Here is a 16,192-nt window from a genome sequence, read left to right on the forward strand (position 1 = left end):
AACGACGATGAACCAACCCGTGATGGAAGGGCTGCGCCTGAATGTGCCAGCTTACGTAAAACACCAGCGTCTGATTGGCTGGGTGGCCGAGATTGCCGCGCTGACGCAGGCCCGCGATGTGTACTGGTGTGACGGCAGCCAAGCCGAATACGACCGCCTGTGCACCCAATTGGTGAGCGCAGGTACATTCAAGAAACTCAATCCGGCCAAGCGTGCGAACAGCTACTTGGCTTGCAGCGACCCCAGCGACGTGGCCCGCGTCGAAGACCGCACCTACATCTGCTCGGCCAAGAAAGAAGACGCCGGCCCAACCAATAACTGGATGGACCCGACCGAGATGCGCAGTCTCTTGCAGACCGGCGACAAAGCGCTGTTCAAGGGCTGCATGCGCGGCCGCACGCTCTATGTGGTGCCTTTCAGCATGGGACCCTTGGGTTCGCCGATTGCCCATATCGGCATTGAGTTGTCGGACAGCCCCTATGTGGCTGTCAATATGCGCACGATGACGCGCATGGGCCGCCCGGTGCTGGATGTCTTGGGTGCTGACGGTACCTTTGTGCCTTGCGTGCACACCGTGGCTGCGCCGCTGGAAGCTGGTCAGGCCGATGTGAAATGGCCCTGCAACCAGACCAAATACATTGTGCATTTCCCCGAGACGCGCGAAATCTGGTCCTACGGTTCGGGCTACGGCGGCAACGCCTTGCTGGGCAAGAAGTGCTTCGCGCTGCGGATTGCCTCGACCATGGGCCGTGACCAAGGTTGGTTGGCCGAACATATGCTGATCTTGGGCGTCACTTCGCCAGAAGGCAAAAAGTACCATTTCGCAGCGGCTTTCCCAAGTGCTTGCGGCAAGACCAACTTTTCGATGTTGATTCCACCGGCCGCTTTCGATGGCTGGAAGGTCACCACGATTGGCGACGACATCGCCTGGATCAAGCCCGCTGCCGATGGTCGCCTCTACGCGATCAACCCGGAAGCCGGCTATTTTGGTGTCGCACCGGGTACCAACACGTTGACCAATTTCAACTGCATGGCCAGCTTGAACAAGGACGTGATCTTCACCAATGTCGCGCTGACCGATGACGGTGATGTTTGGTGGGAAGGCATGACCGACACGCCACCGGTCCATCTGATCGACTGGCAAGGCAAGGACTGGACGCCGGCAATTGCCAAGGAAACCGGTGCCAAGGCGGCCCACCCGAACGCCCGCTTCACCGTTTCGGCGATCAACAACCCGGCGCTGGATGCCGAGTGGGACAACCCGGCCGGTGTGCCGATTGATGCCTTCATCTTTGGCGGTCGCCGCTCAACGACGGTGCCACTGGTGACCGAGGCCCGCGATTGGGTTGAGGGTGTCTATATGGCCGCCACCATGGGTTCGGAAACGACTGCTGCCGCTGCTGGTCAGCAAGGCGTGGTGCGCCGCGATCCCTTCGCCATGCTGCCTTTCATGGGCTACAACATGAGCGATTATTTCCAGCATTGGCTGGACATGGGCGCCAAGCTCACCGCCAGTGGTGCCAAGTTGCCCAAGATTTATTGCGTCAACTGGTTCAGAAAAGGCGCGGATGGCAAGTTCGTCTGGCCCGGCTATGGCGAGAATATGCGCGTCCTGAAGTGGATGCTGGATCGGGTGGAAGGAACCGGGGCAGGCGAGGAGCATGCGTTCGGCGTCACACCGCGCTACCAAGACATCAATTGGAAGGGCCTGGACTTCACGCCCGAGCAATTCAATATCACCACCCACATCGACAAAGCCGCCTGGGGCGTGGAGATGAAGCTGCACCAAGAGCTGTTCCAGCAGCTGGCCTATCACTTGCCGGCCGAATTGCCTGCGACCAAGTTGAAGATCGAGGCCAGATTGGCGGCCGAATAAGATCTAGCTTGCGAGAAAGCCCGGCCCAGCAAAAAGCCCGCTTGAAGAAGCGGGCTTTTTTTTCGGTGCGCTGTTTCAGCGACGGCAGTTGGCAGCGCGCAACTCAGCGGCAAACGAAGGCATGCTGTTTTCGTATTGCTGAGCCAGGGCCAGCAGTTCGCGCTCGGCGCGAGCTTCTGCAGCGATGGCCATGCGGGCCTTGATCGATGCAATCACAGTCATCCACAGGCGAGCGCCGATAGAGGTGACGGAGCCGCCGTGGCGGATGTTGCGACCAAGTGGCAGGCCGAAAGTTTGGGTTGCGACGCTCATGGCATCTCCTGTGTGTATGAATGTTGGGTGGCTTGATGGGCCGATGCGGTATTTTCGGGTAAACCCTAGGTGTCGACAAATGAATTGTTTGAATCGAAGATATAGACATTCCGCATATCTTCGGTTTGAGCCATGAACTTTCGAAACCTTGATCTGAACCTGCTGAAGGTTTTTGACGCGGTGATGGCGGAGCGCAGCCTGACTCGGGCGGCGGCTCGTCTGGCGATGACGCAACCGGCCGTCAGCCATGCCTTGAAGCGTTTACGCGAGGCGCTGGGCGAGGAATTATTTGTGCGACAAGCCTTCGGCATGAAGCCGACCTCGCGCGCCGAAGGCATGTGGCCCGAGGTGCAGCTGATTCTGCAGCGCCTGCAGGCGCTGTTCGCGCCGGGTGAGTTTCAGCCCGAGACGGAGGCCTACACCTTCCGTATTGCGATGGCCGACGCGACCGCAGCCCTCTTGCTGCCGCCGCTGGTCGCGCAGTTGGAGGAGGCGCGTGCGGTAGCCAATGTGCATGTGCTGCCGCTGAGCACGCGCGATCCGCGCAGCTTGCTGGACCAGGGCGAGGCCGATTTCGCTGTCGGCTATTTCCCCGGTGCGGTGGCGGCGCTACGGGCACAGGGCGGCCAGTCGGTGATCCGCCAGCATCGGCTCTACGACAGTGAATATGTCTGCGTGATGCGGCGGGGCCACCCGCTTGAGCATCAGGTTTTGGATCTGGATGCTTTTTGTGCCGCCCATCATCTATTGGTCAGTTTTTCCGGCCGGCCACATGGCTTTGTCGATGAGGCACTGAATGCGATGAACCGCAGTCGGCGCATTGTCTTGACCGTCAATCAGTTCTTCACCGCCGGGCGGGTGGTTACTCGGTCAGACTTGCTGACGGTCTTGCCGGCTTCGTTTGTGGAGGCGACCGGCTACCAGTCGCAGTTGATCGAGCGGCCACTGCCGGTGCCTCTGGCCAAAGTGCATGTCGACATGCTGTGGCATCTGCGCAGCGAGAGTCGGAGTGCCCAGCAATGGATGCGCGAACGGCTGATTGAAGCTGCAAGACTTGCTCAGGCGCGCCAAGACTAGCGGTGAAGCGCCAACTGCGGCGACAATTGCGCCATGAGCATTGACCTGACCGATTCCGAGTTCGTTGAACTCGACGAACTTCTCGCCACTACGCCCGAGCCGCTGCAAGCGCTGGATGCCTCCATGTTGGACGGCTACCTGTGCTGCGTGTTGGTGCAGCCGCGTTTGATCGAGGTGGACGAATGGCTGCCCAATATCTTCGACTATGACGGCGGCCTGCTGCCCGCCGATGTCGATCCAGTGTGGCTGGCGCGTATCCGCGAATTGGTGGAACGCCGCCATACCGCCTTGAATCGCCAAATGGTGGAAGACGGCTGGTTTGATCCGGTGGTGCTGGACCTTGACGAGCCTGCAGAGCCCGAAGCCATCCCCGAGGACGAAGATGCCGATCAGAAGCAGGCGCGCACGACCTACGAAGGCATGAGCCTGATCTCGCGCACCTTGATGCCTTGGGTCGCCGGATTTCAGCATGCCGCACTGTGCTTCCCCGAGTTGATGGACATGACCGATGACGCGGTGATGGCGGCCTTGGCGCGTCTGTACCGCCATTTGCCGGCCGAAACCGACGAAGAGCGCGAAGTGGTCGCAACGCTGGACCGCGAGCACCCGCTGAAGGATATTGACGAGGCCGTCGAAGAATTGGTGGTGACGGTGGCCGATCTTTGCGATCTGACTCAAGCGCAGCGCTATCACGTCGAAACCCTGCGCCGCGAAGGCCCCAAACTTGGGCGTAACGACCCTTGCCATTGCGGCTCGGGACGCAAGTACAAGCAGTGCCATGGCGCCAACTAGCGCGTTGCGACCCGGCGGCGTGTCAACGCGAATGTCGTCCGCCACTGACTGAATAGCACTTTGCGCATCCAACTCTTGTCGGATCTCCATCTGGAGACCGAAGTCTATGTGCCCGAGCCCGCCCCGGGTGCCGATTTGCTGGTGCTGGCCGGCGATGTCGACAGCACCTGGCAAGGTCTTCGATTGTTTCGTGACTGGCCGGTGCCGGTGTTGTTCGTGCCCGGTAACCATGAATACGATGGTCGCGACTTTGACAATGCGCGTGCCGGCCTTCACGCCTTGGCCGACGAACTGGGTTTCATCCTGCTTGACAATGCCAGGTGCGTGCGCGTCGATGCCCAAGGTCGGCGCGTACGTTTCGTTGGCAGCACGCGCTGGAGCGATTTCGACGTTTTTGGCGCCAAGGAGCGACCACGGGCGATGCGCGCGGCCAGCTATTTCCAGCGAGTGATGGCGGCGAGTCGGGACGGCGCGCCCTTTGACGCGGAGGCCGTACGAGCCGAATCCTTGGCTTGCCGGGATTGGCTGGCGCAAGAGTTAAACCTGGGCGAGATCTCGGCCGATTGGGATGCAACCGTAGTGGCCACACACTTCGCGCCGAGCCTGCGCAGTGCCGATCCGCGCTATGGCAAACAACCTGGCACCGCCAGCTTTTGCAACGATGACGAAGCGATGTTCTCGCAGGCCCGTTTGTGGTTGCATGGCCATTTGCACTGCCAGAATGACTATGAAGTCGCCCGCGTCGATGGCAGCACCCGAGTCATCTGCAATGCCCGTGGTCATTTGCGCAAAGGAGAGCCGGCGCGTTTCGAGCCGCGGCTGTTGATTGATGTCTTCGCGTCTGCGGCTTGACCAGTATCAATTGTGTCGGCACGCGCTATGTCAGACTGTGGTTCGCAGAGCATTCTCAGCAAAGGAGTACCTATGAAGATCCTGGTCGCCGTTGACGGCAGCAGTTACACCAAGCGCATGCTGGCCTACTTGGCCGCACATGATGAATGGCTGGGCGGGGCGCACCAGTACACGGTGCTGCACGCGGTGCCGGCGGTGCCGCCGCGCGCCGCGGCGGTGCTCGACAAAGATTTGCTGAAGAGCTATTACGCCGATGAGGGCGAGAAGGTGCTGAAGACCGTGCGCAGTTTCTTTGGCAAGCAAGGCATCCAAGCCGACTACATCAACAAGGTCGGTCCGGCCGCCGATGTCATCGCCGCCAGCGCGGACAAGGGCAAATTCGACTTGCTCATGCTGGGCTCACATGGCCATAGCAGCATCGCCAATCTGGTCATGGGTTCGGTCGCGACCAAGGTGATGGCGAACTGCAGCACCCCGGTACTGCTGATTCGTTGAGCGTTTTTAAGCGCTGTTGCGCTTGGATAACCAAGCCAGCGGCGACTCCAGAGCCGTTCGTGCTCGCTGTGATTCCAACTCGACTTCGGTGACGCTGGCGCGGTAGTCATCGCCATCTTCGAGGCTGGCTTCCATGCCAAAGGCGGTGCCCATATCGGCCGGGTCGTGCTCCAGCGCGGGTGCGGGGCTGCGGCGAAAGAAGCGCAATGCAGGTGCGAATCGCATATCAAACCTCGCTCTTGGACGGTGGCGGGCGAAAGTGTCGCCAGACTTTTAGTGTGCGTGATTCGCTGGCGCGTCGAATCCCCGATTTGGGTGGATTAAAGGGCTCAGTTGTGAAAAAGACACGGGCCAAACTCTGGGAAGATCCGGGCTCCCCGCAAACTGGGGGGTGAACCAAGGGAATAACCCCATATCCTACTTTGGTGGGTGGTGTTGTGGTTTCGAGTTGGTTATGCTTCGCCTCCCTTGACGCCAAACTCGTCATGGAACTTTCACGCATGAATGCATTGGTTTTGAAATGGCTCACATCAAGCATCGTTGGCTTGGTGGTGTGCAGCGCGATTTGGCTGGCCGGTTCGCTGAAGGTCCACCCAAGCGCGCCAGCCTTTCGAGTGGCTTCGGTCAGCGGTAGCGCGGTGGTGCCTGCGCGCGCACGCGCAGCCGAGCGCGCACCGTTGCCGGCCGCCTACGCGGCTTCGGCCACCTTGTTGGGTGGCGTGGCACTGCGCTGAACCACTGCTTAAGCTTCTGCTCTAAACCAACGCAGTTTTCGCGCCGAGCGCAAGTGCTTGGCCAATTTGGTCCAGCAAGGCCACTCGAGTCGGGGCGGCCACCAAGTCCGATAGCAATTTCCACTGATGCCAGTAGAGCGTGACCTCCACGCTCAGATCGGGTCGCGGCGTCACCAAGTCACCGCTGGCGATCAAAGGCCTGGCTTGCAACTCCGGCGCCACGCCGACCCCCCAACCCATGCAGACCGCGCGCACATAGGCGTCGCTGGACGGCACATAGCGCTCCTGCAAGCGTGGTGCTCGCACCCCAAAAGCCTTGGCCACCCATTGCACCTGGCAATCGTCTTTGCGATTGACGACCAAGAACGGTGTGCTGGCGAAATTGCTCGCGTTAAGTCCCTCGGGCAGATGCGCGCGCATGAACGCCGGGCTGGCCACCGCCACATAGCGCATCACGCCCAAGGGCTGGACCAAGCAGCCACGTAGCGCTTGGCGTACCGTGCTGATGCAGCCCAGTACCTCACCTTGGCGCAACCAGTCATGGGTGAAATCCTGGTCGTCGACGACCAACTCCAGCCCGAAGCCCTGCTTCAAACCCGCTTGCACGACCGAGTCCAGCGCCGGCAAGACCCAGGTCGCCAAGCTGTCCGCATTGACGGCAATGGCGATGCGCTCATTCGGCGCGACTTGGCCTCCCAGCTCCCGTGCCACATCGGTTCGCAGCGCCTGCAATTGGCGGGCGAAGCGGAGCAAGACCTTGCCCGGCTCGGTCAGGCGCAGCGGCCGTGAGCGCACCACCAGCAATTGCCCGACCTGCGCCTCCAAGCTGCGCAGCCGTTGCGAGACCGCACTTTGGGTGATGCTCAGCCGCTGAGCGGCGCGCTCGAAGCTGCGCTCATCGGCCAGCGCGGCCAGGCAGTCGAGAGCTGCAGAGTCCAAGTCTTTCATAAGTAATGCTAATGTATCCAGAGAAATAGTAATTTCCCTTCTGGTTTTACCTGAGCCTGCCGACAATCCGCCTTCCATCGGCGTGTGCGTGAATGGCCTGCAGTCCAAGCGCAAATTGCCGATATCCTTCCTTGGACTGCAAGACTGATCAATCGGCCCATTTCGGGTTCGTTGGAGTTGTTATGAAAGTCGTTGTATTGGGCGCCGGCATCATCGGCATCAGCACCGCTTGGTATCTGCTGGAGCAGGGCCACGAGGTGACCGTGGTGGACCGCCAGGCCGATGCTGCGCTGGAAACCAGCTTCGCCAACGGCGCGCAGATCTCGGTCAGCTTTTGCGAACCCTGGGCGAATGCCGGTGCGCCGTTCAAGGTGGCCAAATGGCTGTTGCGCGATGACTCGCCGCTCTTGTTCCGCCCCAGTCTGGACCCCAAGCAATGGATCTGGGGGCTGAGCTTTTTGACTCAATGCACGACGGCTGCCTTCGAGCGCAACGTCGAGCAGCTGGTGCAACTGGGTCGCTACAGCCATGAGTCGCTCAAAGTCTTGGTGACGCAGACCGGCATTGAGTACGAGCGCCTCGAGCGCGGCATCCTGCATTTCTTCTCCTCGCAGGCCGACTTCGACAACGGCGCGGCCGGCGCCGAGATCATGCGCCGCCACGGTGTCGACCGCCGCGTGCTGAACCGCGCCGAGGTCTTGAAGATCGAGCCGGCACTGGCGGCATTCGGCAACAACATCCACGGCGGCACCTTCACGCCCAGTGATGAGTCGGGCGACGCCTGCGTGTTCACTCAAAAGCTGGCCCGCTTATGTGCCGAGCGCGGCGCGACCTTTCTTTACGAGCATGACATCCTGGCGCTGTCGCGCAGCGGCTCCCAGGTCGATGCAGTGCAGATCGCCAGTATCCGCAGCGGCAAGAAGAGCGAGTTGAAGGCCGACGCCTTCGTCGCCGCGATGGGCTCCTACACGCCGGCCCTGGTGCGGCCGCTGGGCGAGTTCCTCAATATCTATCCTGCCAAGGGCTATTCGGCCACGATGAAGCTCAAAAAACCCGAGCAAGCCAGCGTCGTCAGCCTGCTCGACGACACCCGCAAGATCGCCATCTCGCGCCTCGGTGACAGCATTCGTATCGCCGGCACCGCCGAGCTCTGCGGCTTCGACTCTGACCTGACACGCCCGACCTCGCGCACCCGCTGCGAAGCCCTGGTCAAGCGCTATGAAGAACTGTTCCCCGGCGTTGCCGATCTGAGCGAAACCAACTACTGGACCGGCTTGCGCCCCAGCACCCCGACCAATATCCCCTATATCGGCCGCAGCAAAAAGGCCGGCAATCTGTGGATCAACGCCGGCCACGGCACCTTGGGCTGGACCCATGGTGCGGGATCCGGCCACGCGATGGCTGAGCTGATGGCTGGCCGCCGCCCGCCCTTGGAATTCGGTTTCTACGGGTCGGTAGTTCGATAATCCAACAGGGGCGCAGCCAAAAAAAAGCAGGCAGGGCCTACAATTCGCGCCCCTTCCGTTGTCCCTGCCCATGCCTGCTTCGCTTTCCAGCCCCTCTCAGTCAAGTTTCTGTGCCATTGACTTTGGCACCTCCAACTCGGCCATAGCGATCCCGCGTTTGGACGGCAGCGGCGGTATGCGTTTGGTGGAACTGGAGGGCGGGCAAACGACCATGCCTACGGCGGTGTTCTATTACGTCGAGGGCAAACATGATGCCGACGGCCCGCCGCGTGCCTTTGGCCGCGCTGCTGTGGCCGCCTATGTCGAAGGGGCAGACGGCCGCTTGATGCGCTCGATGAAGAGCATCCTCGGCTCCGGGCTGATCGATCAGACCACCGACGTCGGTGGCGGGCGCGGCGTCAAGTATTCGGACATCTTGTCCGGCTACCTGAAGCGCCTGCGCAATTCGGCCCTGGCGGCTGGCGCACCGGCCCCGTTGAACAAGTTGGTCTTGGGCCGCCCGGTGTTTTTTGTCGACGGCGAGCCCAAGCGCGACGCGCAGGCGCAGGCCTCGCTGGAGGCAGCCGCCCATGCGGTGGGTTTCAACGAAGTTCACTTCCAGTTCGAGCCGATCGCGGCGGCATTTGACTTCGAACAGCACAGCGAGCGCGAGCAAATCGTCTTGGTCGCCGACATCGGCGGCGGTACCTCAGACTTCTCGGTCGTGCGCGTTGGCCCCGAGCGCATGCAGCGCGTCGACCGCCGGGATGACATTCTCGCCAATCACGGCGTGCACATTGCCGGCACCGACTTTGACCGGCATGTCGAGTTGGCCAGTGTTTTGCGTGAATTCGGCTATCGCTCCTATGGCCCCGAGCGCGCCGGCGCCCCGGCCCGCGAAGTTCCCAGCGGCGTGTACTTCGACCTCGCCACCTGGCACTTGATCAACACGGTTTACAGCCCGGGGCGGGTTGCCGAGTTGCGCAATATGCGTAGCTTCTATGGCAATGTCCAGCATCACCAAAGGCTGATGACGGTGGTCGAAGACCATCTGGGCCATGAACTCGCCGGCCGCGCCGAAGCGGCCAAGATTGCCGTAGCCAGCGGTGGCGATACGATCATTGACCTTGGTGTGGTCGAGAACGGCTTGCAAATCGAGCTGTCGGAAGCCGCCGCGGTGGCCGCGATCGGCCCCGATATCGAGCGCATCGCCCAAGCTGGCCGCGAGGCCGTCGCGCAAGCAGGTTTGAAGCCCGAGCAGATCGACGCGCTCTATTTCACCGGCGGTTCTACCGGTCTGCGCCTGCTGGCCGAGCGCATCGCCGCTGACTACCCGGCCGCAGTGCAGGCGCGCGGCGACCGCTTTGCTTCAGTGGCGACCGGCCTGGGCCTGCACGCGGCCCGATTGTTCAGATAGCGATCAGTATCGGCCGCGCGGCGGTGGCCCGCGCCTGGCCGGCGGCTTCTGCGCCATCGGTTTGGCTTGTGGTCGCGAAACATCGGCCAGCATCAAGCAGGCGCTGACCAGGCTTTCGACCGCTTCTTCCAGGTCTTTGGCCGGCTCCAGCGATTCGATTTCTTCCAACAAGTCGTCGGCGTCTTCCAGGTCCTCAGGGTCAATGTGGCGGAAGATCGCGGCCAGCGGTTCAAGCAGATCGGCGGCGTCTTCGCGCATCAACGCGGGGAAATGCTCGCAGGCGAGCGAAAAGCCGGCCACCCAGGGGAACAAGGCGTCCGAGGGGTTGCCGTCCACATCGCCGTCAAGCTCATCATCATCTTCGGCTTCGAACTGCGCCGCGTTTTCGCCTGCTTCGTCGTCCTCCAGCTCAAACACCCAGGGGTCAAACCATTGACGTTGCGTGATAGCCTGGTTCAACTCCTGGTAGCGGCGTTTGACCAGGTTCATCAACGCATGGCTGTCGAATCCGGCCGGCGGGCTGCGGCCTTCGTCGCTGTCCAGCACATGGCGCGACCATTGAAAGGCCGGTACCGCCTTGGGCTGCAGCAGCACACCGACCAAGTAACCATCCAGCATGCTTACATCAAGCGGCTCCAGCGGCGCGGGGACCTGGTCGAGCAGCGCTTGCAGGCGGTCCAGCTCGCCTTCGCTCAAGGGGCGTATCGCGGCCGGGGCGCTCGGCTGGGCGGCGGGGCGAGTGGTGGAGTGATGACCCGGCTTCGACGGCCGGGCAGGGGCGGAGCCAGGCCTGGCTGCGCCGGCGCGTGGGGCAACGCTGCTGCGTGAAGGGGCCGGGCGCGATGCCGGTGGACGGGGGGGCTTGGCTTGGCTCATGGCGCTATTGTCCCGCCGAAACGGCAGTTCGGGCTGCTCAGGCCATGGCCGCTATTTTCTTGGTCGCGGCGGCAAGTCGTATCCCACTCTTTGGGGATGGTGGACTTGGCCATGAGACCTTACATTGAACCCAAGCGAGTCACGTAACCAATGCCTTGCCTTAGTCCCAACGACGCCCTCTGTATGGAGGGCTTTAGCGCCCACCCGGCTTTGCTCGGTGGGCGTTTTTTTATGCTTTACGCAAATCCCTTGGCAAAGCTTTTGCGCAAATGCTCGATCAAGAGCTTCAGTGGCCGGGGGACCTGATTGCTCCAGGGGTAGACGGCATAGATCGCGTCGCCAAAGAAGCCGACCGGTCGCCAATGCGGCAGCACTTCAAGCAAAGCGCCACTGCGCAGCGCCGGCGCTGCACTGAAGTCTGGCAGCAGGGCCAGACCCAGATCATCCAGTGCCGCGTCGCGCAAGATCTCGCTATTGCTGGCGCGCAGCGGGCCTTGCACGGGAATGCGCAGGCGCTGCGGCTCGGCTTCTCTCACGCCAGCTTGTTCGAACAACCAGAGCGCCGGGCCGGGGCGCAGATAGGGCAGGCAAGCATGTTCGGCCAAGTCTTGCGGGTGCAGCGGCGCGCCATGAGCCTGCAGATAGGCGGGGCTGGCGACCAGCAGCGCGCGTGAGCTGCAGAGTTTGACGGCGATATGGCTGTCGGGCGGCGCGCTGCAATGGCGGATGGCCAGATCAAAACCCTCTTGCGCCAGCGGCACCAGCCGGTCTGACAAATCCAGCTCAATGCGAATCTGTGGGTAGAGCTTGAAGAAGGCGCTCAAGCACGGCGCCACATGCTGACGCCCCAGGGCCACCGGCGCGGTGACGCGCAAGAGCCCGCGCGCTTGGCCGACGGCGTCGCGCGCCGCGCTTAAGGCTCGGGTGATGTGGGCAAAGCTGGCCTCGGTTTCGTCAACCAAATGTTGGCCGGCTTCCGAAAGGCGCACCGAGCGGGTGGTGCGCGACACCAGGCTCTGCCCCATCGCACGCTCCAACTCGCTGATGCGTTGGCTGACCGCCGCTTTCGACAGGCCCAGGCGCTGCGCCGCCTTGGTGAAGCTGCCGAGCTGAGCGATCACGGTCAAGGCGTGCAACTGGCCCCACAAGACGTCGTGCCGTAGCTCGCTGGGATTTGGTTTGTCCATTGTTTAGATTATCGAACAATCAAATCGCCAAAACCGGATTGGCAAGCTTGCCGATGCTGCCTAGACTGCTTCATCTCAAGGAGACATCAGATGGCTACGCCTTACACCAGCACACAAGACCTCACCCATTTCATCGACGGCCGCGCTCAAGCCGCCACCTCAGGCCGCAGCCAGGCGGTCTACAACCCCTCCACCGGCGCGGTGGCGCGTCAGGTGCAGCTGGCCAGCCAGGACGACGTCAATGCGGTGGTGGCGGCTGCGCAGGCTGCCTTCCCAGCCTGGGCCGATGCGCCGCCGCTGCGCCGGGCTCGCGTGATGTTCAAGTTTCTGGAGCTGGTCAATGCGCACAAGGAACAGTTCGCCGCGATGTTGACCGCCGAGCATGGCAAGGTCTTCACCGACGCCTTGGGCGAAGTGGCGCGCGGCATCGACATCATCGAGTTCGCCTGCGGCGCGCCGCAACTGCTCAAAGGTGATTTCACCGAGCAGGTCTCGACCGGCATGGACAACTGGACACTGCGCCAGCCGCTCGGCGTCGTGGCCGGCATCACGCCGTTCAACTTCCCCTTCATGGTGCCGATGTGGATGGCGCCGCTGGCCATCGTGACCGGCAATGCCTTCATCCTGAAGCCGAGCGAGCGCGACCCCTCGCCGAGCTTGTTGATTGCCGAGCTGTTCAAGCAGGCCGGTCTGCCGGACGGTGTCTTCAATGTGTTGCAGGGCGACAAGGTCGCGGTTGATGGGCTGCTGAACCACCCCGATGTGAAGGCCTTGAGCTTTGTCGGCTCGACGCCGATCGCGCAATACATCTACGCCACCGGCGCTGCGAACGGCAAGCGCGTGCAGGCCTTGGGCGGGGCCAAGAATCATATGGTGGTGATGCCAGATGCCGACATCGAGCAGACCGTCGACGCCCTGATCGGCGCGGCCTACGGTTCAGCCGGCGAGCGCTGCATGGCCATCTCGGTGGCGGTGCTGGTTGGCGATGTGGCGGACAAGATCATCCCGAAGCTGGCCGAGCGCGCCCGCGCCTTGAAGATCAAGAACGGCATGGAGCTGGACGCCGAGATGGGGCCCATCGTCACGCGCGAGGCGCGCGACCGCATCGAAGGCTATATCGGCATCGGCGTGGAAGAGGGCGCCAGCCTCCTGGTGGACGGTCGTGGCCATAAGGTGACGGGTTACGAGAACGGCTTCTTCACCGGCGGCACGCTGTTCGACCATGTGACGCCGAGCATGCGCATCTACAAGGAAGAGATCTTCGGCCCGGTCTTGGCGTGCGTGCGCGTGGCCGACTTCGCTGCTGCCGTGCAACTGGTCAATGACCATGAATACGGCAACGGCGTGGCTTGCTACACCAGCGACGGCAATGTCGCGCGCGAGTTCGCGCGGCGCATGCAGGTCGGCATGGTCGGCATCAATGTGCCGATTCCGGTGCCTATGGCCTGGCATGGCTTTGGCGGCTGGAAGAAGAGCTTGTTTGGCGATATGCACGCCTACGGCGAAGAGGGCGTGCGCTTTTACACCAAGCAAAAAAGCATCATGCAGCGCTGGCCCGCCAGCGTGGCCAAGGGCGCTGAGTTTGTGATGCCGACCAGCAGCTAAGCCTTTGCTTCACGGCCTACTTGGTCGCCGCATCCCAATGCTCGGCGATCAAGCCGTTCTCGATGCGGAACATGTCGAACCAGGTGCTGGTGTACTTCTTGCCCGGCTCTTTGGGGTCGGGCAGCTCCTGCACAAAGGCCAGCACCACCTTGTCGCCCTCGGCCACGATACTGACCAAGGGCGCTTTGACGCGCGCTTCGATAGCGCCAGGTTTGACGAATTTGGAGAACAGGGCGACAAAGCCGGCGCGGCCGGTGGGCACGCCGGGATTGTGCTGAAGATAGTTTTCGGCCAGGTATTTGTCGGCCAACTCCATATGCCCGCCTTCGAAGACCTCGCGCCAGAAGTCGTAAACCAAACGCTTGTTGGCGGCGGCTTTCGCATCACTGCTGGCCAATATCAACGCGTGGTCCGCTTCAGCCACCACGGGGACTTGGGCCATGGCGGGCAAGGCCGTCGCCGCCACCAGGGCAAAGCAGGCAAGCCGGCAGCGACTAAGAATTGCGGATCGAATGAGCGACATTGAAAATACCTTTTGAAGACTTGCGGACAGGGAAGCCGCGCATATGCACGGCCCAGGAGATCTTAGGAAAGACCGGCTCATGCCCCAAGCCCGATGCGATGAAAGGGCGCTTTGCGGCATTGACCGAACAGATCCGCAGCCTCAACCCGACGCCTTGAACCAAACTGTTCGCGCGGCTCAAGGGCCAAAAGCTCTTTGACTTGAATCAGCCACCCTCAGATGAGGGCTCAGCATCGGGGCGCGAATCGGCTACGCTCAGGCCCTGGTCAAAACTGGCAAGGGCAGGTATGCAGGATCTCCATCCCGGCGAGGTGAGCAGCAGTAGCAAGGTAAGCGATGTGGTCAGCGGCGAGCAAATTGTCGAGTGGCTGGCGAACGCGCGCGCGCAAAAGCAGCTCAATCTGGAATTGGGTTTGAAGCTGGCCACACAGGCTTGGCTGGCGGCCGGTCAGCGCGGCTATAGCGCAGAATTTTTGGAGGCCGGCATGTTGCGGGCCTTCTTCTTGTTCAGGCGCGGTGAAATGGCGGCGATGTTGAGCGCCGGCCAAGCGCTGTTGCCGGGCTTTCGCGAGCAAGGCGGTGGCGCGGCGCTGTGCGAGTTGCTGCGTTGGATGGCCTTTGCCGCCGCCGAGTTGGGAGAGTTCGAGGCGGCGCTGGGCCATGTCAACGAGAGCTTGGCGCGGGCCCGGCAACTGGACAACAAGGCCTTGATCGCGATCGCGCTGAACGCCGTCGGCGCCTGCCTGGAGCGCATGGGCGACCCCTGGCAGGCCGAACGCCTGATGCATGAGGCGGCTTCACTATTGGGCAGCGCGGCCAGCGATTTTGAATCGATGATCTCGCACAACAATCTGGCCACCGTGGCGCTGGGCATGTTTCATCTGCTGCGCCACAGCAGCCATGCCGACCACCAGCGCCAGGCTGCCGATGCGCTGCAGCGTGCGCGCCACCATGCCGCGCTGGTGCGACCCCATGCGCTGGTGCTGGGCGATGCGTTTTTGCTGGCGCTGAGCGAGGGCAATGCGGGCGAAGTGCTGCTGCATCAAGGCGAGCTGGATGAAGCGCAGCGTGTCTTGCAAGCTGCTCTCGCCGTGATCGAGGAGCACCGCTTCACCGCTTTGGACCGGCGTGTGCGCTGCTCATTGGCCGAGCTTGACCTGTTGCACGGGCGGGCGGCCGAGGCTGCGCTGGCGCTGGACAATTTATTGGCCGAGGCCGCGGGGCTGACCCAGCAAGCCGTTTGGCAGCGCCTGCAGCATGCCGCATACCGGGCCCACAAGGCCCTGGGCGATAGCGTCAGGGCGCTTGCGCATCTGGAGCTGTACCAGGCCGGCGAGCGCAACCGCACGGTCGCACAGCTGACGGCCCAAGCGCGCTTTGTGGTCAGCCGGATCGAGGCCGAGCGGGCTTTGGCCGGCGAGGTGGCCGGCGCCGACAGCGCAGCGCTCGACGAAGAGGCCGGACTGCGCTGCCCCTTGACCGGCCTGGGTACGCGGCGCTGCATGGAGCTGCGTTTGCCGGGCCTGATGCACGCGGCCGAGCAGCGCGGCGCGGCACTCACCTTGGCCTTGGTGGACATCGACCGGCTGGGCCAGATCACCGCGCAGCATGGCGAGGGCGTGGCCCAGAACATCTTGCAGGTTTTGGCGCAGATGCTGCGTGACAACACGCGCGGCAGTGACCTGCTCCTGCGCCTGGACGCCGAGCAAATCTTGATGGTCTTGCCCGACACCAGCGCCGATCGCGCCTTTGAGGTCTGCGAGCGCCTGCGTCAAACCGTCGAGCAGCATCCCTGGGTGCGACTGGCCGAAGGGCTGGACGTGACGCTCAGCATAGGCTTGGCCAACGCACCGCCCTATGCGACCGATCTGCTCTTGAGCCGGGCCGAGAGCGCGATGTACCGGGCCAAGCATTTGGGGCGCAACCGAGTCGCGCTGGCCTGAGAGGCTGAGAACTTTTTACTGCGCAACCGCCATGCGTCGTTGGTCGGATGTTGGCTCCGACATCACATTTGCTTCGCGAATATGAGTCTCGCCGCAACTTCGTTGTCGAA

At 62.4% G+C, this 16,192-nt stretch carries 16 protein-coding genes; 10 read left to right on the forward strand and 6 right to left on the reverse strand.

The genetic code is table 11. The features are described from left to right. Positions 1 to 7 precede the first annotated feature (7 nt). Positions 8 to 1,876 (forward strand): phosphoenolpyruvate carboxykinase (GTP), encoded by a 1,869-nt coding sequence (locus LNV09_RS01865; protein WP_263555369.1) that lies wholly within the window; start codon positions 8 to 10, stop codon positions 1,874 to 1,876. A gap of 75 nt (positions 1,877 to 1,951) precedes the next feature. Here LNV09_RS01865 and LNV09_RS01870 read toward each other — a convergent pair whose 3' ends face one another. Beyond that, positions 1,952 to 2,188, reverse strand: coding sequence for a hypothetical protein (locus LNV09_RS01870; protein ID WP_263555370.1), 237 nt, complete (start codon positions 2,186 to 2,188; stop codon positions 1,952 to 1,954). A 132-nt stretch (positions 2,189 to 2,320) separates the two neighbouring features. Between LNV09_RS01870 and LNV09_RS01875 the strand changes: the two genes are divergently transcribed. The 4 genes from LNV09_RS01875 (at position 2,321) to LNV09_RS01890 (ending at position 5,404) form a co-directional block, all read left to right on the forward strand. Next, positions 2,321 to 3,265 (forward strand): LysR family transcriptional regulator, encoded by a 945-nt coding sequence (locus LNV09_RS01875; protein WP_263555371.1) that lies wholly within the window; start codon positions 2,321 to 2,323, stop codon positions 3,263 to 3,265. A gap of 33 nt (positions 3,266 to 3,298) precedes the next feature. After that, positions 3,299 to 4,057: a YecA/YgfB family protein gene (locus LNV09_RS01880; RefSeq protein WP_263555372.1), complete on the forward strand. Its 759-nt coding sequence runs from the start codon at positions 3,299 to 3,301 to the stop codon at positions 4,055 to 4,057. Between the two features lie 60 nt (positions 4,058 to 4,117). Beyond that, complete coding sequence (locus tag LNV09_RS01885) at positions 4,118 to 4,909, forward strand: metallophosphoesterase (protein WP_263555373.1); 792 nt, start codon at positions 4,118 to 4,120, stop codon at positions 4,907 to 4,909. Between the two features lie 72 nt (positions 4,910 to 4,981). Beyond that, positions 4,982 to 5,404, forward strand: coding sequence for a universal stress protein (locus LNV09_RS01890; RefSeq protein WP_263555374.1), 423 nt, complete (start codon positions 4,982 to 4,984; stop codon positions 5,402 to 5,404). Between the two features lie 6 nt (positions 5,405 to 5,410). Here LNV09_RS01890 and LNV09_RS01895 read toward each other — a convergent pair whose 3' ends face one another. Then, a complete protein-coding gene (locus LNV09_RS01895; protein WP_263555375.1) occupies positions 5,411 to 5,629 on the reverse strand; it encodes a hypothetical protein in 219 nt (72 codons plus the stop codon). A 275-nt stretch (positions 5,630 to 5,904) separates the two neighbouring features. Here LNV09_RS01895 and LNV09_RS01900 point away from each other — a divergent pair, with 275 nt between their 5' ends. Beyond that, on the forward strand, positions 5,905 to 6,138 hold the full coding sequence (locus tag LNV09_RS01900) for a hypothetical protein (RefSeq protein ID WP_263555376.1): 234 nt from the start codon (positions 5,905 to 5,907) through the stop codon (positions 6,136 to 6,138). A gap of 21 nt (positions 6,139 to 6,159) precedes the next feature. Here LNV09_RS01900 and LNV09_RS01905 read toward each other — a convergent pair whose 3' ends face one another. After that, positions 6,160 to 7,086, reverse strand: a complete 927-nt coding sequence (locus tag LNV09_RS01905; RefSeq protein WP_263555377.1) for a LysR family transcriptional regulator ArgP — start codon at positions 7,084 to 7,086, stop codon at positions 6,160 to 6,162. Between the two features lie 182 nt (positions 7,087 to 7,268). Here LNV09_RS01905 and LNV09_RS01910 point away from each other — a divergent pair, with 182 nt between their 5' ends. Then, positions 7,269 to 8,552: a D-amino acid dehydrogenase gene (locus LNV09_RS01910; RefSeq protein ID WP_263555378.1), complete on the forward strand. Its 1,284-nt coding sequence runs from the start codon at positions 7,269 to 7,271 to the stop codon at positions 8,550 to 8,552. Positions 8,553 to 8,622: 70 nt separating this feature from the next. Further along, on the forward strand, positions 8,623 to 9,948 hold the full coding sequence (locus LNV09_RS01915; RefSeq protein ID WP_263555379.1) for an Hsp70 family protein: 1,326 nt from the start codon (positions 8,623 to 8,625) through the stop codon (positions 9,946 to 9,948). Positions 9,949 to 9,951: 3 nt separating this feature from the next. On the opposite strand, the gene LNV09_RS01920 is transcribed toward LNV09_RS01915, so the two are convergent. Together LNV09_RS01920 and LNV09_RS01925 are read right to left on the reverse strand one after the other, a co-directional pair. Beyond that, a complete protein-coding gene (locus LNV09_RS01920) occupies positions 9,952 to 10,824 on the reverse strand; it encodes a YecA/YgfB family protein (protein ID WP_263555380.1) in 873 nt (290 codons plus the stop codon). 236 nt (positions 10,825 to 11,060) lie between these two features. After that, the gene (locus LNV09_RS01925; RefSeq protein ID WP_263555381.1) at positions 11,061 to 12,011 is read right to left on the reverse strand and encodes a LysR family transcriptional regulator; all 951 of its coding nucleotides are present in this window, start codon (positions 12,009 to 12,011) and stop codon (positions 11,061 to 11,063) included. Positions 12,012 to 12,101: 90 nt separating this feature from the next. On the opposite strand from LNV09_RS01925, the gene LNV09_RS01930 reads away from it, so the two are divergent. After that, entirely contained in the window at positions 12,102 to 13,616 is a 1,515-nt protein-coding gene (locus LNV09_RS01930) for a CoA-acylating methylmalonate-semialdehyde dehydrogenase (RefSeq protein WP_263555382.1), read from the forward strand. A gap of 16 nt (positions 13,617 to 13,632) precedes the next feature. Here LNV09_RS01930 and LNV09_RS01935 read toward each other — a convergent pair whose 3' ends face one another. Continuing rightward, positions 13,633 to 14,139, reverse strand: coding sequence for a nuclear transport factor 2 family protein (locus LNV09_RS01935; protein ID WP_263555383.1), 507 nt, complete (start codon positions 14,137 to 14,139; stop codon positions 13,633 to 13,635). Positions 14,140 to 14,426: 287 nt separating this feature from the next. Between LNV09_RS01935 and LNV09_RS01940 the strand changes: the two genes are divergently transcribed. Beyond that, the gene (locus LNV09_RS01940) at positions 14,427 to 16,082 is read left to right on the forward strand and encodes a GGDEF domain-containing protein (RefSeq protein WP_263555384.1); all 1,656 of its coding nucleotides are present in this window, start codon (positions 14,427 to 14,429) and stop codon (positions 16,080 to 16,082) included. Positions 16,083 to 16,192: the final 110 nt, after the last annotated feature.

The organism is Paucibacter sp. B2R-40 (genome assembly GCF_025717555.1).
Taxonomy (GTDB): Bacteria; Pseudomonadota; Gammaproteobacteria; order Burkholderiales; family Burkholderiaceae_C; genus Paucibacter_A.

Bases quoted from the DNA above. Each gene is read 5' to 3' on its own strand.
- LNV09_RS01925 (WP_263555381.1), bottom strand. From the start codon at position 12,011: ATGGACAAACCAAATCCCAGCGAGCTACGGCACGACGTCTTGTGGGGC.
- LNV09_RS01890 (WP_263555374.1), top strand. From the start codon at position 4,982: ATGAAGATCCTGGTCGCCGTTGACGGCAGCAGTTACACCAAGCGCATG.
- LNV09_RS01870 (WP_263555370.1), bottom strand. From the start codon at position 2,188: ATGAGCGTCGCAACCCAAACTTTCGGCCTGCCACTTGGTCGCAACATC.
- LNV09_RS01900 (WP_263555376.1), top strand. From the start codon at position 5,905: ATGAATGCATTGGTTTTGAAATGGCTCACATCAAGCATCGTTGGCTTG.
- LNV09_RS01920 (WP_263555380.1), bottom strand. From the start codon at position 10,824: ATGAGCCAAGCCAAGCCCCCCCGTCCACCGGCATCGCGCCCGGCCCCT.
- LNV09_RS01935 (WP_263555383.1), bottom strand. From the start codon at position 14,139: ATGTCGCTCATTCGATCCGCAATTCTTAGTCGCTGCCGGCTTGCCTGC.
- LNV09_RS01915 (WP_263555379.1), top strand. From the start codon at position 8,623: ATGCCTGCTTCGCTTTCCAGCCCCTCTCAGTCAAGTTTCTGTGCCATT.
- LNV09_RS01940 (WP_263555384.1), top strand. From the start codon at position 14,427: ATGCAGGATCTCCATCCCGGCGAGGTGAGCAGCAGTAGCAAGGTAAGC.
- LNV09_RS01895 (WP_263555375.1), bottom strand. From the start codon at position 5,629: ATGCGATTCGCACCTGCATTGCGCTTCTTTCGCCGCAGCCCCGCACCC.
- LNV09_RS01910 (WP_263555378.1), top strand. From the start codon at position 7,269: ATGAAAGTCGTTGTATTGGGCGCCGGCATCATCGGCATCAGCACCGCT.
- LNV09_RS01865 (WP_263555369.1), top strand. From the start codon at position 8: ATGAACCAACCCGTGATGGAAGGGCTGCGCCTGAATGTGCCAGCTTAC.
- LNV09_RS01875 (WP_263555371.1), top strand. From the start codon at position 2,321: ATGAACTTTCGAAACCTTGATCTGAACCTGCTGAAGGTTTTTGACGCG.
- LNV09_RS01930 (WP_263555382.1), top strand. From the start codon at position 12,102: ATGGCTACGCCTTACACCAGCACACAAGACCTCACCCATTTCATCGAC.
- LNV09_RS01880 (WP_263555372.1), top strand. From the start codon at position 3,299: ATGAGCATTGACCTGACCGATTCCGAGTTCGTTGAACTCGACGAACTT.
- LNV09_RS01905 (WP_263555377.1), bottom strand. From the start codon at position 7,086: ATGAAAGACTTGGACTCTGCAGCTCTCGACTGCCTGGCCGCGCTGGCC.